The organism is Pseudomonas sp. F(2018) (assembly GCF_005508865.1).
Classification (GTDB): Bacteria; Pseudomonadota; Gammaproteobacteria; order Pseudomonadales; family Pseudomonadaceae; genus Aquipseudomonas.
Map to the genome: position 1 here is coordinate 491,700 of NZ_SCOM01000002.1, position 14,162 is coordinate 505,861.

The following is a 14,162-nucleotide window of genomic DNA, read 5'->3' on the forward strand; positions in this document are numbered from 1 at the left end:
CATGGCCGAGAACATCGATCTCAACGAGTTCCACTGGCTGCTGACGATAGTGCAGAGCATCGACGTGGGCGTGGTGGTGCTGGACCGCGAGTTCCGCGTCGAGGTGTGGAACAGCTTCATGGAGAACCGCTCCGGGCGCACCCCTGAAGAGGTGCTGCGGAGGTCCTTCTTCGAGCTGTTCCCCGAGGTGGAGCAGGAGTGGTTCCGCCACAAGGTGGACAGCGTCGCCACCCTCGGCACCCCGGCCTTCACCATCTGGGAGCAGCGGCCCTATCTGGTGCGGTTCAAGAACTACCAGCCCATCACCGGGCAGGAAGACTTCATGTACCAGAACACCACCATCCTGCCGCTGCAGGCCACCAACAGCCGCATCGAGCACATCTGCCTGATCATCTACGACGTCACCGACGTGGCGGTGAACAAGCACCAGCTGCAGTCGGCCAACAGCCAGCTCAAGCACCTGTCGCGCACTGACCGGCTCACCGGGCTGAACAACCGGGGCTACTGGGAAGAGGAGCTGCGCCGCGAATACTCGCGCCATCGCCGCTACGGCAGCATGGCGGCGCTGGTGATCTTCGATATCGACCATTTCAAGAAGATCAACGACACCTATGGCCACCCGGCCGGCGACAAGGTGATCCAGTTCGTCGCCGAGGTGGTGCGCGAGGCCATCCGCGATACGGATGTCGCCGGGCGCTATGGCGGCGAGGAGTTCGTGGTGCTGCTGCCGGATGTCGATAAGGTCAGCGCCCGGCTGTTCGCCGAGCGCCTGCGCCAGCTGGTGGAGGCGCTGGTGGTCGAGGCCGATGGCCAGGAAATCCGCTTCACCATCAGCCTCGGCGTGGCGGACCTGGGGCAACCCAGCCAGGACCACCAGCAACTGATCGAATGGGCCGACCGCGCCCTCTACCAGTCCAAGCACGGCGGGCGCAATCAAGTCTCGGTGCACGGCGGCTAGGGCCAGCTCCTCTGTTGGGTGTGGCTCTATGTAGGGTGTACTCGCCGCAGGCAGTACACCACCGGGGCTTACCGTTGTGCGGTGCCCTAAGAGCTCGCCACTTCCTCCGTGCGCCGCGCTCCGCCGGCCAGAGCCAGCAGCGCCACCGCCAGCAGACCGAGCATCGCCAGGTTCACCGGACTCCAGCCCAGGCCGCTGATCAGCGCGCCCGAGGCGAACGACGCGGCCGCTGCCACGCTGCCGTTGCCCAGCTCCATCAGCCCCTGGGCCTGGCCGCGCTCGTCGGCGGAGTGACCCTGACCGAGCAGGGTGGTGCCGGCCACCAGCATCAGGTTCCAGCCCATGCCGAGCAGCAGGGACGAGACCAGGAAGTAGCTCTGCAGCTCGCCGCTCAGGGCAATGGCGGCGCTGGCGGTCAGCAGCGCGATACCCAGCAGCGCCACGCGCTTGCACCCCAAACGATCCACCAGCGGGCCGGCGACGAAGGCCGGCAGGAACATGCCGACCATGTGCCAGCGGATCACCTCGGCACCGGACTCCAGCGGCAGACCACAGAAGCTCATGGCCAGTGGCGTGGCGTTCATCACCAGGACCATCAGGCCGTTGCCGATGGCGGTGATGAGCATGGCGCTGCGCACCACCGGCCGCGCCAGCAGCCCACGCATGGCGGCCAGTCCTCGGCTGGCGGGTGGCGGCAGCGCGCCCTGGCGCAGGCCGGCAAGTAGGACGATGGCCAGGGTGGCGAGCAGCGCGACCAACAGGTAGGCGCCGACGAAGGGCCGCTCCAGGGCATCGCGGGCCCACAGCGTCAGCGTCGGTGCCAGCAGCGCCGCGCACAGGCCGCCGCCGATCACCCAGGCGGTGGCGCGGCCCTTGTGCGCGTCGTCCACCGCCTCCAGGGCGGCGAAGCGGTAGTACATGGCCGAGGCCTGGTACACGCCGATGGGCAGGGCGCCCAGGCAGAACAGCCAGAAGTCCGCCAGCCATACACCCAGCGCGCTGAGCAGGCCGCCGAGCACACCGGCGCCGGCGCCGAGCAACAGCCCCGCGTGACGCCCGCGGCGCTGCATAAAGGCCGACAGCGGCTGGGTCGCCAGCAGATAGCCGAGCACCAGCAGTGCCAGGGGCAGGGTGGCCAGGCCGTTGAGCGGCGCCAGCTGCAGGCCGACCAGCGAGGTCAGGGTGATGCCGATCATCGCGCAGCTCCAGAACAGGGCCTGGGCGATGAACAGACGCAGCAGGGTGGGGTTGCGCAGGAGCAGCATCGAGATCACCAGTATTTGGGGTAGCGCGCTGTACGCGTGGCGTTGTTGTAGATCAGCGCCACCAGCATCAGCAGCAGGGCGCCGGTGAGGGTGGGGAACAGCAGGAAACCCCAGCCCGGCTGGGCGAGGAAGATGATCACCGGGTTGGAACCGGCCGGCGGATGCACGGTGCGGGTCAGCATCATCAGCGCGATGGCCGTGCCGACCGCCAGGGCCAGTGCCCACCACTGCGGGCCGAAGGCCTGCAGCAGAAGCAGGCCGACCAGCGAGCTGAGCAGATGGCCGCCGACCAGGTTGCGTGGTTGCGAGAACGGCAGGTCGGGGTAGCCGAACACCAGCACGCAGGAGGCACCGAAGGAACCGAGCAGCAGGCTCAGCGACAACCAGTTGCCGGTGCTGGCGACGCAGGCGATGGCCAGCGCGCCACCGAGCCAGGCCAGGGCGATCTGCTGCCAGCTGGAGCGTGGCGGCAGGTTGGCGGCATCGCCGCGCAGCTTGTGCACGAGATCGAGCATGTTCATCACTCCGAGGCGGCGCAGCCGGCGGGTTTGAAGGTGCGTTCGCTGGTGGCGGGCGAGCGCGCCAGCTTGGCGGCGGGGCGGATCGGCCGGCGCACCAGCTCGCCACCGCAGTTCGGGCAGATGCCCTGCAGGCGGTCTTGCGCGCAGTCGACGCAGAAGGTGCATTCGAAGGAGCAGATGCGCGCGTCCAGCGACTCGGGTGGCAGGTCGCGGTCGCAGCATTCGCAGCCGGGGCGCAGTTGCAGCATGGTGGTTCTCCTTGGCGCGAGGGATGAATGATTCAGGCGAAGCGTTCGGCGTAGTCCTGAGGGCTCACCGACAGGTGTTTGTGGAAGGTGCGGCGCAGGTTTTCCGGATGGCGGAAGCCGGTCAGCCGCGCCACGGTACTGATCGAGGCGCCGGCGTCCTGTAGCAGCAGGCGCGCCGACTCCAGGCGCAGCTGTTCGACGTAGCGACCGGGGCCCATGCCAAGCTCCTGGACGAACAGCCGCGACAGGCTGCGCGCCGAGAGGTGGGCCTGCTGCGCCAAGGCCTCCAGCGACAGGTCGGCGGCCAGGTTCTGCGCCATCCACTCCAGCAGGCCGAGCAGGCGCGGCGTGCGGCTGGCGTCCGGGGCGAGCAGGGCGCTGAATTGCGCCTGGCCGCCGGGGCGACGCAGGAACATCACCAGGCGCCGGGCCACGGCCAGGGCCAGCGGACGGCCCAGGTCGGCCTCGACCAGCGCCAGGGCCAGGTCGATGCCGGCGGTGACGCCGGCCGAGGTGAAGACATGGGCATCGCCGTCGCGGCCGGTCGGGTCGTAGGTATGTAGGCGATCGCCGTCCACCTCGATGCGCTCGTGGCAGCGCAGGGCCGCCACATCGGCCCAGTGCGTCGTGGCACGGCGCCCGTCGAGCAGGCCGGCGGCGGCCAGGATCAGCGCGCCGGAGCACACCGAGCCGAGGCGGCGGATCTGCGGCTCGGCGTCGCGCAGCCAGGCCAGCAGCGCCTGGTTGGCGCATTGCGCGGTCTCACCCAGGCCGCCGGGGATCAGCAGGGTGTCCAGCCCGGCCGGGTCGCAGTCGCGCCAGGCCTGGTCGGCGACCAGGCGGAAGCCGGCGGAGGTGGCCAGCGCACCGGGTTCGTCGGCCAGCACCAGCAGCCGATACGCCTCGGCCAGGCCCTGACGGCGCAACTCGACGTTGGCCGAGGCGAATACCTGCAGCGGACCGGTGACGTCGAGGCTCATCACATCGGGGTAGATCAGGCTGGCGATGGTGCGCATGGGGGTTTCTCCAGAAGCTTGCGGCGAGTCTGCGCCCGCCCGGTTCTGGCAACAAGGACAATCACCCCACAGATATGGCCAGTCGCTCAGTCGGCCTGCGACAGGCGTTCGAGAAAGCGCAGCAGCAGGCTCTCTTCTTCGCGCAGGCCCTGGCGTGGCTTGGCGGCGCGCAGCTCGGCCAGGCTGCCGTCGAGGAAGGCGTCGAGCACCGCCGGATGGATGTAGCACTTGCGGCAGATGGCCGGGGTGTTGCCGAGCAGGCGTGAGACCTGGCGGGTGACCTCCACCACCTGGCTTCTGGCTTCGCTGTCGCTGCTCGGGCGCAGTTCGCGCAGGCGTTGCAGGGCTAGGGCGCTGCCGGCCCAGGTGCGGTAGTCCTTGGCGGTGAAATCGCTGCCGGCGTGGCTCTGCAGGTACTGGTTGACGTCCGCCGAGCTGACGCCGCGGCGCTCGCCGGCCTCGTCCAGGTACTGGAACAGCTGCTGGCCAGGCAGCTCCATGCAGCGCCGTACCGCCCGGGCCAGGCGCGGGTGGGTGAGGCTGACGCGGTGCTCGACACCGCTCTTGCCGCGGAAGTGGAAGCGGATGGCGGCGCCGGCCACCTCGACATGGCGATTGCGCAGGGTGGTGAGGCCGAAGGACTTGTTGTACCGCGCATACTGCGGGTTGCCGACGCGGATTAGGGTGGAGTCGAGCAGGGCGACCACCGTGGCCATCACCTTGTCGCGGCCCAGATCGCGCAGGGCCAGATGCTCCTCCACCTGGCGCCGTAGGCCGGGCAGGGCGCGGCCGAAGTCGAGCAGGCGCTCGTACTTGTTGCAGTCGCGCACCTCGCGCCAGCGCGGGTGGTAGCGGTACTGCTTGCGCCCGCGGGCGTCGCGGCCGACCGCCTGCAGATGGCCGCGCGGGTCGGGGCAGATCCATACCTCGGTGTAGGCCGGCGGAATCGCCAGGGCGTTGATGCGCTTGATCTCGTCGGCGTCGCGGATGCGCTCGCCGTCCACGTCGAAATAGGCGAAGTGGCCGCGCAGCTTGCGGCGGCTGATGCCGGCCTGGCGGTCATCGACATACACCAGGTCCGGCGGCAGCACGGGGCACAGCGCGGTGCCGGTGTCTTCCCGCTCGTCGGCCGGCTGTGGGCGGGTGCCACTGGCCAGCGGCGGTGCCTGTTCGCTCATCGCTCGCGCTTCCAGTCCAGGGCCTGGTTCCACAGCTCGCCGCCGCAGCGGGCGCAGGTGGCGTCATGTTTGGCCTGCAGCGGCTGCGGATTGCCACAGCGGTTGCAGGCGTACAGCCCGTCGGCAGGGATGTGCTGGTAGGTCGGATTGAGCTCTTCCGGCAGCACCGACAGGCCGCTGTGGGTCTCCTCGGCGGGGAAGCAGTACAGGCTGAGATCGCCATCGACCTCGAGGATGCCCAGGCGCACCTGGCCCAGGTGCTGTACGCCGGCGCGGCGCAGCTCCATGTGGAATTCGTCGCTGGAGATGTTCTGCGCCTCCAGGGCGCCGAGCTCGTACAGGCCGTCGCGAATGATCACCACCGGCTTGCCCTCGACCCAGTTGCCGAAGCGCGGGCTGCGCTTCATCAGGCGGGTGGTCAGGCTGTAGAGCACCAGCAGGGTGATGAACACCATGGCGACCGGCAGCAGCGGTACGTCGTGGTAGAACGACATGTCGCCGGCGGCCGAGCCGAGGGTGAGGATCACCACCAGCTCGAACAGCGACAGCTGACGCACGCCGCGCCGTCCGGAGACCTTAAGGAAGATGAACACGGCCGCGTAGGCCAGGCAGGCCCGCAGCGCCACCTCGCCAAGGAAGGCCACGGGAAAATCATCGAGCAGCATGCGCTGCCAGTCGAAAGCTTCCATGCGCACCTCCTCAACCGATCTGCGGATTGCTCCAGGGCATGGACCAGGGCGCCAGCTCGTAGCCATCCTTGCTCAGCTCCAGGCGTGCCAGTTCGACCAGGCCGGCCAGGCGCGCCGGGTCGCCATACTGGGAGCGCGCCACATGCGCCTGGGACAGCAGCTCGACGTCGCTGTCATCGAATACGCGGAAGGAGAAGCTGGCGTCTTCGCTGTCCGCCCGGGTTTCGCAGGCATGCGGCAGGAAGGCCTGTTCGACGATGTGCAGTGCCTCTTCGAGGCTCAGGGCGGTGCTCATGCGGCGCCTCCGTCTGTGGCTGTTAGTGAGTAGACGGGGCGGCAGGCGTTAGGTTCGTACAGAAAAGCGAAGCCCCCTGGGCCGCAGGGCGCAGGGGGCTTCTTTTGGCGGCAGGCCGGGGGAGCGGAGTGTTACTCGGGCATGCTCCAGGGATCGAGCGAATAGCCCTGACGGCTGATCTGCTCGCGGGACTGGGCCAGGGCGTCGGCCAGCTGCGCCGGGTCGGCGTAGGTGCGGCTGTCCAGCTGGGCCTGGCTCAGGCGGCGGTTGGTGCGGTCGATCACCGCCAGGGTGATCACGCCGGTACCGTCCTGCGGTTGCCAGGCGACGCACTGGAACGGCTGGAAGGCGCGGCCGGCGATCAGAAGAGCTTCGTTGACGCGGAGCGAGGTGTTCATGGGTCTGTTCTCCAAGGATGCCCAATGTGCGATCTGGCCAGCGAAAGCACGTATTGCCGCGGCCTGTGAACTGTTGATGGCGAAACCTGACCTTGGAGTCACATCCTGTCGTAAAAACATAGAAATATGTCGCATGTTGGCGTTTTTCGGGGCTTTGCGCCCTATAGAGCGCTTTGAGGAGGCGCCGCTGCGCTGGTTATCCTAGGTTGCAACGCGGCCCACCACACAAGGAGTGACACCATGCTCTACAGCCTTATCTCGCTGATCATCTTCGCCCTGGATATCTGGGCGATCATCAATGTGGTGAGGAGCCAGGCCGATACCCTGAAGAAGGTGCTCTGGGTGGCCCTGATCGCGCTGCTGCCGGTGCTCGGCCTGATCATCTGGGCCGTGGCCGGTCCGCGCGGCAACATGAAGTTCTAGTCACACATCCTGTTGCCTCGCCCGGCTGGAGCCGCCGGGCGTATCTCCTTACAATGCGCGCCTTCTTCATGGGCGGGCCTGGTCCGTCCGAATCCACCAGCGACGACGGGGGGCACCCATGAGCGATTACCAAGAAACTCTCTACGACGGCTATGGCCAGCGCTTTCGCATGGACAAGCTGCTGCATGAGGTGCGCACCGAGCACCAGCACCTGGTGATCTTCGAGAATGCCCGCATGGGCCGGGTGATGGCGCTGGACGGGGTGATCCAGACCACCGAGGCCGACGAGTTCATCTACCACGAGATGCTCACCCATGTGCCGATCCTGGCCCACGGCAACGCCAAGCGCGTGCTGATCATCGGCGGCGGCGACGGCGGCATGCTGCGCGAGGTGCGCAAGCACCGTGGCGTGGAGAGCATCACCATGGTCGAGATCGACGGCACCGTGGTCGACATGTGCAAGGAGTTCCTGCCCAACCACAGCTGCGGCGCGTACGACGACCCACGGCTGAACCTGGTGATCGACGACGGCATGAACTTCGTGGCGACCACCACCGAGAAGTTCGACGTGATCATCTCCGACTCCACCGACCCGATCGGTCCGGGCGAGGTGCTGTTCTCCGAGAACTTTTACCAGGCCTGCCGCCGCTGCCTGAACGACGGCGGCATCCTGGTCACCCAGAACGGCACGCCCTTCATGCAGCTCGATGGCGTGCAAAACACCGCCGCACGTATGGACGGCCTGTTCGCCGACTGGCACTTCTACATGGCCGCCGTGCCGACCTATATCGGCGGTAGCATGACCTTCGCCTGGGGGGCTACCTCCGCCGGCTACCGCAAGCTGTCGCTGGACACCCTGCGCCAGCGCTTCGCCGGCAGCGGCATCGTCACCCGCTACTACAACCCGGAGATCCATCTGGGCGCCTTCGCCCTGCCGCAGTACGTGCTGCAGGCGGTGAACAAACCGAGCAACGACTGAGGTGATGGGTGGATGAACAAGCCGGCGAATGCCGGCTTTTTCGTTTCTGTCGGGGCTGAGCGAAGGGGCTAACGGCTCAGATAGCGCTGGCGCAGCTCTGCTTCGCGTTGCTGGCGCTGCTCGCCGATGGCCTGCCAGAGCCGCTCGGCGCGCTCGGGGTGGGCGGCGTAGAACTGATGCGAGAGCGGCAGGTACCAGTGGGCCTGCACCAGGGGCGTCGGCAGTTGCACCAGTTGCCCCCGCAGGCCCTCGCGCTTGATCAGGGCCAGGCCCAGCTCGGTCTCCAGCACATAGCCGTCCAGGCGTCCCGCCACCACCAGCTTGAGCGCGGTGGCCGGCGTCAGCGATTCATTGGCCAGCACGCCCAGGCTCTGCAGATACTGGCTGACCGCGTAGCCCAGCGGTGCGCCGACGCCATGGGTGATGCCCTGAAAACGCTGGCCGTCCCACTGCAGCGCGCTGTCGGGCCGCACGATAATCCGGTAGTCGGCCGGCCACAGGCTGCGGCTGGGGTCGACGGGAGTCTGGCCATCGACGGAGCGCCCCGGAAAGCGTCCCCAGGCATCGCGATCGGCCCACCAGACGGCGACGAACACGCCATCGCTGGCTCCCTGGCGCACCTCGTGGACGCAACGCTTCCAGGGCTGGCGATGCAGCACCAGCTGCAGCTGCGCAGTGCGCGCCGCCTGTTCGATCAGCTCCACCACCAGGCCGGGATGCTCCGCCGCCAACCCGGGCGGGGCGCTGGTGTAGGGCGACAGGTCCTGACTCTCGTAACACAGCCTGAGCTGCGGCCAGTCCTCGGCGTGCGCCGCAGAAACCAGCAGGCCACTCAGCAATGGCAGAACCCACAGGCGCCGACCAGGCATGGTTCGACCCTCTTTCCCCGATGCGCTAAGCATGGTCGGCCGTACAGGCGCCGTCCAGAAGCGCAAAAGCCGGCAGATGCCGGCTTTCTTCACGCGGTCGTTGCCGCCCGATGGGCCGGCCGGCAGCGAGGTGGCGATAGCACCCTTTACATGGTGATCAGGCCTTTCAGCAGCGCCTGGTGGAAGCGCTCCGGCGCCTCGACCTGCGGCGAATGGCCGAGCTCGGGGAACTCCACCAGCGTGCCGTTCGGCAATGCGGCGGCGGCCTTGCGACCCAGCTGCGGGTAGTTGCCCAGGCGCTCGGCGACTACCTTGGGCGCGCGATTGGCGCCGGGCGCGGTGCGGTCCTTGCCACCGATCAGCAGCAGGGTCGGCGCCTGGATACGGCCGAACTCGTGGATCACCGGCTGGCTGAACAGCATCTCGGCGGTCTGCGCCTGGTTCCAGGCGACGATCTCGCGGCCCTTGCCCTGGTACAGGCCGACCTGCATGTCCACCCAGCGGTCGTATTCCGGCTGCCACTGGCCGTTGTAGTAGAAGCGCAGCTGGTAGTTCTTGATGCTCTCGAAGCTGGCCTTCAGCTCGCCCTGGTTGAGCTGGTCGATGCTGGCGTAGGGCACGCCCTCGGCCTGCCAGTCCTCCAGGCCGATAGGGTTGACCAGTACCAGCTGCTCCACCGTCTGCGGGTGATTGATGGTGAAGCGGGCGGCGAGCATGCCGCCCATGGAGTGGCCGATCACCGTGGCCTTGGCCACGCCGAGCTGGTCCAGCAGGGCCTGGGTATTCAGCGCCAGCTGGTTGAAGCTGAACTGATAGCCGCGCGGTTTGCTGGAGGCGCAGAAGCCCACCTGGTCCGGCGCGATCACCCGGTAGCCCCTATCGCTCAGGGTCTTGATCGTCTGCTCCCAGGTGGCGCCGCAGAAGTTCTTGCCGTGCAGCAGCACCGCGGTATGGCCGTTGGCCTGGCCCGTGGCGGCGACATCCATGTAGGCCATGGACAGGTTCTGGCCCTGGGACTGGAAGTTGAAGCGCTGCTGCGGATGGGGATAGTCGAAGCCTTCCAGCTGTTCGCCGTAGCTCGGCGTGGCGGCATGGAGGGCGGTGCTGCCGGCCAGCAGGGAGGCGCACAGCAGGGTGGAATTTATCCTGGGCATGGGAAGAGTCCTGGCGATGGAAAACGCGGCATTTTTAGGACAGTTCCCCGCCGTCGAGAAAGCCTCGCACTGTGCCCGGATGTTTCCGCCCAGTCCCGATCTAGACCACCGCAGGCGCCTATCTGGCGCAGCGCGGTGCGGCGGGCGTGAGCCGTATGGCCAGATGGCCGAGGTAGAAGAAGGTCTCGTAGGCCAGCGATTCGGCCTTGCTGTTCCAGCTGCGATAGCGGCTGGTGGGCGTCGGTGCGGCGTAGGCGGTGATGCCGATGTCGCGGGCCAGCGTCATCGCCCGCTTCATGTGCAGGGGATCGCTGACGATCAGCGCGTTGCCGAGCCCGTGCTGTTTCATCAGCGCGCAGGCCTGGGCCAGGTTCTCGGCGGTGACGGTGGAGACCGCCTCGGTCAGCATGCGCTGGGCCGGAACCCCGGCGGCGAGGGCGTACTGGTGGGCCACCGCGGATTCGGCATGCGCATCTGCCATGCCAATACCGCCGGTGAGGATCAGGTAGTCCGCCGCCTGAGTCCGGAGCAGATGGATGCCGTGCTTGATCCGCTCCTCGAACACCGGCGACGGCCGGTTCTGCCACACGGCGGCACCCAGCACGATCACCGCATCGACCCTGGCGGGCGCCGGCTCGCCAGCGTAGCGGGCGATCTGCAGCGCGGCTGCGGCGATTGCGCCGCTCAGCAGCGCCAGCAGGGTCAGGCTCAGCCGTCTGGAGATGTGCCGCAGGCTCAGCGCTGTTCCACCCGTTGATGCAGCTGCTGTGACAGCTGTTCCAGATGCTCGCCCAGGCTGACCAGCGACTCCTGGGCGCTGAGCAGCTCGGCGCTGGCGGCGCGCTGGCGCTGGCTGGCCTCGCGTTGCGCGGCGCTGTGGTCGCGTACCTGGATCAACTGATGATGGGCCTGATCCAGCGCCTGGCTATGTTCGAGGATGGCGCCGGAGAGGTTGGCAGTGAGGCTGGCGTTCTCGGCCAGGGCCTCGCCCACGTCGCTGACCTGCTCGGCGCCGGTGTTGACGATCTGCTCGGACTGGCCGAGCACGCTCTGCACCGTGTCGGCGGTCTGGTTGCTGCGCTGGGACAGCGAGCGCACCTCGTCGGCGACCACGGCGAAGCCGCGCCCGTGCTGGCCGGCGCGAGCCGCCTCGATGGCGGCGTTGAGCGCCAGCAGGTTGGTCTGCTGAGCGATGGCGCTGATCATCTGCATGGATTCGGCGATGCGCTGGTTGCTCGCCTGGATCGCCTGCATGCTGTCCTGGGCCTGCTGCATGCGGGTGGCGCAGGCGTTGACCTGGCCGCTGCTGTGCTGGGTGTCCTGGCTCAGCTGCTGCATGTGCGCGGTGCTCTGCGCCAGGCTGGCGAGCACTTCATGCACGGCCAGGTCGAGCTGGTGCATGGCGTCCGCCTGCTGCTGCACATCGCCATCGATGCTCTGGCAGCGCTGGCGCATGTTGTCGAGGGTGCGGTAGAGCTGCTGCGACAGCTGGCGCAGGTCGCCGGCGCTGTGGCGCACCTCGTCGAGCAGGCTGGCCAGTTGCTGGCTGCCGGCGGTGGCGGCCTTACCGACCCGCTCGGCTTCTTCCAGGTGCTGCTGGGCGCCGTCCAGCGCCTGCTGGCGCACCCGCGCGCTGTACCACTGGGCCAGCCACATGGTGATCACCGGCAGCAGGAAGCCCGAATATTCGTTGACCATGGCGTCGCGCGCGCTCAGCTCGAACTGCGGCAGGGCGGCGCCGGAGCGGTCCAGACGGATCAGCCAGAACACGAAGACCAGCTGCAGCAGGCCCCAGAATGCCGCGCTGCGCCCACCCAGCAGCAGGTAGGCGAAGCCGATCACCACCAGCGGCCAGAAGATGTGCGCGGAGTGCAGGCCGCCGAGCTGGTAGATGAGGATCATCGCGTAGCTGCTGATCAGCGCCATGGCGAAATTGGCCACCGCACGGGCCGGCAGCCACGCCTGGCGCAGCATCAGCAGGGCCAGCGGCATGCCGATGATCAGCAGCAGCGAGCCCTGCACCAGGGCGTCGTTGCCCAGGCGAGCCCACTTGATGCCGCTGTACAGGCCGATGGTGAGGCCGCACAGGCTGAAGAAGGCGAGCATCCTGCTCAGCAGCTGGTCGCTGGGGGCCAGTTCGGTCTGCGGCATGAGGGTGGTTAACAGCCCTTGTTGCATGGGAGGCTCCGTTCTTGTTCGTTGTAGCCGCACATATCGGCGATATGGCGCTTCGGCTTTAGCCGGAGAGAGTCGAATGATGGCACTTGGCCGTGTGCGGCAGATTACTCAGCCAAAAGGATGACGTCGCACATTTGACGACAAAGCAGCCAATACGGCCGTTTCGTCGCCCATAAAGGCGAGAAAACCGCCTTATTCCGACCAGACGGCGTATTCGTTGCCGCTGGGGTCGGCGAAGTGGAAGCGGCGGCCACCGGGGAAGGCGAACACCGGCTTGAGGATGTGCCCGCCTGCTGCCTCCACTGCATTCTGCGTGGCGTTGAGGTCGGCGCTGTACAGCACGAGCAGCGGGCAGCCCCGGTCGCTGGCGAAATCCAGCGCCGCGCGGAAGAAGCCGCCATCGATACCGGCGCCGACAAAGCAGCTGTAGTCGGGGCCGTAGTCGACGAAGCTCCAGCCGAATACTTGTGAGAAGAAGGCCTTGCTCGCCTCGGGCTCGCGGCAGGGAATTTCCAGATAGTTGATGGTGTGGTGCTGGTGCATGGCTTATTCCTCGCAATCCTGCAGTTCGGCCTGGCCTCGGTCCTGGACGGCGTCAAGGCGAGCGAGATCGGATACGTCCATGGCACGGGCATCGACCTTGTACTCGGAGACCAGGATGCGCGCGGTGCCGGCGATCACGCATTTGCCAGCCGGCAGTTCCGCCGGTACGCCGAGCTGGGCGAAGGCCTGTGCCTGGTTGGCGAAGCAGAACCAGGGCAGGCGGGCGTCGTCCTGGTCGCGGGGAATGGCGGCCGCGCTCGGGCCCTGGGGAAAGAAGCACAGCTGCGAGTTGATTTCGTCGTGGGGGCGGTAACTGTATTCGCCGCTCAGGGCGAGCTGGCCGCGATAGGAGCGCTGCTCGCCGTCACGGTGATCCAGTTGCAGGCCGTTGGCCTGGACGAGGGCGGGGGAGAGGGCGGCGAGGATGAGGAGGGTGCGCATGCAAATCGTCCTGATCGAGGGCGCTGGCGCGCCGGGTCCATTGGGGTGCGGCAGAACCTAGCAGGCATCGCCGCGGATGTCTGCCACCCCGATGGATTTCAGGAGCCTGGTCGGGTCAGGGCAGCTCTTCCTCCGGCGCCTCCTGCCAGCTGCCGTCCGGGTCGAAGCGGGCCATGGCCAGGGCCTGCTTGTCACCCTCGGGGCCGAGGTCCTTCTCGAACACTTCGCCCTCGTGGCTGATCATGAAGCTCATCACCCCGCTGTTGCCGTAGTCGGCGGGCCAGGCGACGAGGGCGAAGCCGCGACTCATGTTGTTGCCGAGTCGGTAGTTGTAGGCCCCGCCGGGTGCCGAAGGCCCTTGGGCTTCGAGGATGCGGTAGCGGTAGCCGTGCCAGTCGCCGTCCGGTAGCTCGTCGCCGAACAGCGGCCCCAGCGGGCTTTCTTCCACGCCCGGCTGGTCGGGCCAGTACAGGCCGTCATGCTTGCCGTCGCTGCTGACGAACTGCCGGGCGTATTCCAGTACGCCGTCGCCGTCGCGGTCGATCTCGGCGTAGTCCATCTGCGCATCGTGGTAGGCGCGCACCGCCTGCAGGGTGGCCAGCTCGTTGCGGCCGATGCGGCGCAGGCGGATGGTCTCGCCGCCGGCCCGGGTGTCGAAGAACCAGCCGTCCTTGCCGCGCACCAGCGGCAGCGGCAGTTCCCAGGCGCTGTTGCCGACCACCAGGCGCGAGCGGTCGCGGGCCTCGGGGCGGATCTCGTGTTTTTCCCGGTACAGGGCGAGGAAGGCGTCGACGTCCTCGCGCTCGACGCCCTCGCGCGGGATGTAGCTGCGCCAGTCGTTGCCGAGCAGTGCCGCCAGACGCGTGGCATCGGCCTGCTGGGTGCCGAGGGCGGCGACAAAGGCGGCGGCGGCTTCCTCGGGGCTGGGGAAGGCTTGCTGGGCGTGCAGTCCCTGCATGGGCAGGGCCAGCAGGGTAAGCAGGGTGAGGCGCTGGATCGCGTGCATG

At 67.7% G+C, this 14,162-nt stretch carries 18 protein-coding genes; 3 read left to right on the forward strand and 15 right to left on the reverse strand.

Annotated elements, in window-relative coordinates:
• Position 1: 1 nt before the first annotated feature.
• Positions 2–958 (forward strand): diguanylate cyclase, encoded by a 957-nt coding sequence (locus FFS62_RS10360; protein WP_137972734.1) that lies wholly within the window; start codon positions 2–4, stop codon positions 956–958.
• An 86-nt stretch (positions 959–1,044) separates the two neighbouring features.
• On the opposite strand, the gene FFS62_RS10365 is transcribed toward FFS62_RS10360, so the two are convergent.
• From FFS62_RS10365 to FFS62_RS10400, 8 genes are all read right to left on the reverse strand, one after another.
• Positions 1,045–2,220, reverse strand: coding sequence for an MFS transporter (locus FFS62_RS10365; protein WP_256662218.1), 1,176 nt, complete (start codon positions 2,218–2,220; stop codon positions 1,045–1,047).
• 8 nt (positions 2,221–2,228) lie between these two features.
• Positions 2,229–2,738, reverse strand: a complete 510-nt coding sequence (locus FFS62_RS10370; protein WP_137972736.1) for an HPP family protein — start codon at positions 2,736–2,738, stop codon at positions 2,229–2,231.
• Positions 2,739–2,743: 5 nt separating this feature from the next.
• Positions 2,744–2,992, reverse strand: a complete 249-nt coding sequence (locus tag FFS62_RS10375) for a DUF1272 domain-containing protein (RefSeq protein ID WP_137972737.1) — start codon at positions 2,990–2,992, stop codon at positions 2,744–2,746.
• A 32-nt stretch (positions 2,993–3,024) separates the two neighbouring features.
• The gene (locus tag FFS62_RS10380) at positions 3,025–4,008 is read right to left on the reverse strand and encodes a GlxA family transcriptional regulator (RefSeq protein WP_137972738.1); all 984 of its coding nucleotides are present in this window, start codon (positions 4,006–4,008) and stop codon (positions 3,025–3,027) included.
• An 86-nt stretch (positions 4,009–4,094) separates the two neighbouring features.
• Positions 4,095–5,186: a DNA topoisomerase IB gene (locus FFS62_RS10385; protein WP_137972739.1), complete on the reverse strand. Its 1,092-nt coding sequence runs from the start codon at positions 5,184–5,186 to the stop codon at positions 4,095–4,097.
• A complete protein-coding gene (locus tag FFS62_RS10390) occupies positions 5,183–5,875 on the reverse strand; it encodes a DUF421 domain-containing protein (protein ID WP_137972740.1) in 693 nt (230 codons plus the stop codon). The genes FFS62_RS10385 and FFS62_RS10390 overlap by 4 nt, the downstream gene beginning before the upstream one ends.
• 10 nt (positions 5,876–5,885) lie before the next feature.
• Complete coding sequence (locus tag FFS62_RS10395; RefSeq protein ID WP_137972741.1) at positions 5,886–6,170, reverse strand: DUF1652 domain-containing protein; 285 nt, start codon at positions 6,168–6,170, stop codon at positions 5,886–5,888.
• 131 nt (positions 6,171–6,301) lie between these two features.
• Positions 6,302–6,568, reverse strand: coding sequence for a hypothetical protein (locus tag FFS62_RS10400; protein WP_137972742.1), 267 nt, complete (start codon positions 6,566–6,568; stop codon positions 6,302–6,304).
• A gap of 240 nt (positions 6,569–6,808) precedes the next feature.
• On the opposite strand from FFS62_RS10400, the gene FFS62_RS10405 reads away from it, so the two are divergent.
• Complete coding sequence (locus FFS62_RS10405; RefSeq protein WP_137972743.1) at positions 6,809–6,991, forward strand: PLDc N-terminal domain-containing protein; 183 nt, start codon at positions 6,809–6,811, stop codon at positions 6,989–6,991.
• 118 nt (positions 6,992–7,109) lie between these two features.
• The gene (gene speE, locus FFS62_RS10410) at positions 7,110–7,970 is read left to right on the forward strand and encodes a polyamine aminopropyltransferase (RefSeq protein WP_137972744.1); all 861 of its coding nucleotides are present in this window, start codon (positions 7,110–7,112) and stop codon (positions 7,968–7,970) included.
• A 68-nt stretch (positions 7,971–8,038) separates the two neighbouring features.
• Here speE and FFS62_RS10415 read toward each other — a convergent pair whose 3' ends face one another.
• From FFS62_RS10415 to FFS62_RS10445, 7 genes are all read right to left on the reverse strand, one after another.
• Complete coding sequence (locus FFS62_RS10415; protein WP_137972745.1) at positions 8,039–8,839, reverse strand: ABC transporter substrate-binding protein; 801 nt, start codon at positions 8,837–8,839, stop codon at positions 8,039–8,041.
• Positions 8,840–8,985: 146 nt separating this feature from the next.
• On the reverse strand, positions 8,986–9,993 hold the full coding sequence (locus tag FFS62_RS10420) for an alpha/beta fold hydrolase (protein ID WP_137972746.1): 1,008 nt from the start codon (positions 9,991–9,993) through the stop codon (positions 8,986–8,988).
• Positions 9,994–10,111: 118 nt separating this feature from the next.
• Positions 10,112–10,603: a YdcF family protein gene (locus FFS62_RS10425; protein WP_171016305.1), complete on the reverse strand. Its 492-nt coding sequence runs from the start codon at positions 10,601–10,603 to the stop codon at positions 10,112–10,114.
• Positions 10,604–10,728: 125 nt separating this feature from the next.
• A complete protein-coding gene (locus FFS62_RS10430) occupies positions 10,729–12,171 on the reverse strand; it encodes a methyl-accepting chemotaxis protein (RefSeq protein WP_137972748.1) in 1,443 nt (480 codons plus the stop codon).
• Positions 12,172–12,363: 192 nt separating this feature from the next.
• A complete protein-coding gene (locus FFS62_RS10435; RefSeq protein WP_137972749.1) occupies positions 12,364–12,714 on the reverse strand; it encodes a VOC family protein in 351 nt (116 codons plus the stop codon).
• 3 nt (positions 12,715–12,717) lie between these two features.
• On the reverse strand, positions 12,718–13,155 hold the full coding sequence (locus FFS62_RS10440; protein ID WP_137972750.1) for a hypothetical protein: 438 nt from the start codon (positions 13,153–13,155) through the stop codon (positions 12,718–12,720).
• 115 nt (positions 13,156–13,270) lie between these two features.
• A complete protein-coding gene (locus FFS62_RS10445) occupies positions 13,271–14,161 on the reverse strand; it encodes a DUF2950 domain-containing protein (protein WP_137972751.1) in 891 nt (296 codons plus the stop codon).
• Position 14,162: the final 1 nt, after the last annotated feature.

Bases quoted from the DNA above. Each gene is read 5' to 3' on its own strand.
- FFS62_RS10360 (WP_137972734.1), top strand. From the start codon at position 2: ATGGCCGAGAACATCGATCTCAACGAGTTCCACTGGCTGCTGACGATA.
- FFS62_RS10370 (WP_137972736.1), bottom strand. From the start codon at position 2,738: ATGCTCGATCTCGTGCACAAGCTGCGCGGCGATGCCGCCAACCTGCCG.
- FFS62_RS10375 (WP_137972737.1), bottom strand. From the start codon at position 2,992: ATGCTGCAACTGCGCCCCGGCTGCGAATGCTGCGACCGCGACCTGCCA.
- FFS62_RS10380 (WP_137972738.1), bottom strand. From the start codon at position 4,008: ATGCGCACCATCGCCAGCCTGATCTACCCCGATGTGATGAGCCTCGAC.
- FFS62_RS10385 (WP_137972739.1), bottom strand. From the start codon at position 5,186: ATGAGCGAACAGGCACCGCCGCTGGCCAGTGGCACCCGCCCACAGCCG.
- FFS62_RS10390 (WP_137972740.1), bottom strand. From the start codon at position 5,875: ATGGAAGCTTTCGACTGGCAGCGCATGCTGCTCGATGATTTTCCCGTG.
- FFS62_RS10395 (WP_137972741.1), bottom strand. From the start codon at position 6,170: ATGAGCACCGCCCTGAGCCTCGAAGAGGCACTGCACATCGTCGAACAG.
- FFS62_RS10400 (WP_137972742.1), bottom strand. From the start codon at position 6,568: ATGAACACCTCGCTCCGCGTCAACGAAGCTCTTCTGATCGCCGGCCGC.
- FFS62_RS10405 (WP_137972743.1), top strand. From the start codon at position 6,809: ATGCTCTACAGCCTTATCTCGCTGATCATCTTCGCCCTGGATATCTGG.
- speE (WP_137972744.1), top strand. From the start codon at position 7,110: ATGAGCGATTACCAAGAAACTCTCTACGACGGCTATGGCCAGCGCTTT.
- FFS62_RS10415 (WP_137972745.1), bottom strand. From the start codon at position 8,839: ATGCCTGGTCGGCGCCTGTGGGTTCTGCCATTGCTGAGTGGCCTGCTG.
- FFS62_RS10420 (WP_137972746.1), bottom strand. From the start codon at position 9,993: ATGCCCAGGATAAATTCCACCCTGCTGTGCGCCTCCCTGCTGGCCGGC.
- FFS62_RS10430 (WP_137972748.1), bottom strand. From the start codon at position 12,171: ATGCAACAAGGGCTGTTAACCACCCTCATGCCGCAGACCGAACTGGCC.
- FFS62_RS10435 (WP_137972749.1), bottom strand. From the start codon at position 12,714: ATGCACCAGCACCACACCATCAACTATCTGGAAATTCCCTGCCGCGAG.
- FFS62_RS10440 (WP_137972750.1), bottom strand. From the start codon at position 13,155: ATGCGCACCCTCCTCATCCTCGCCGCCCTCTCCCCCGCCCTCGTCCAG.
- FFS62_RS10445 (WP_137972751.1), bottom strand. From the start codon at position 14,161: ATGCACGCGATCCAGCGCCTCACCCTGCTTACCCTGCTGGCCCTGCCC.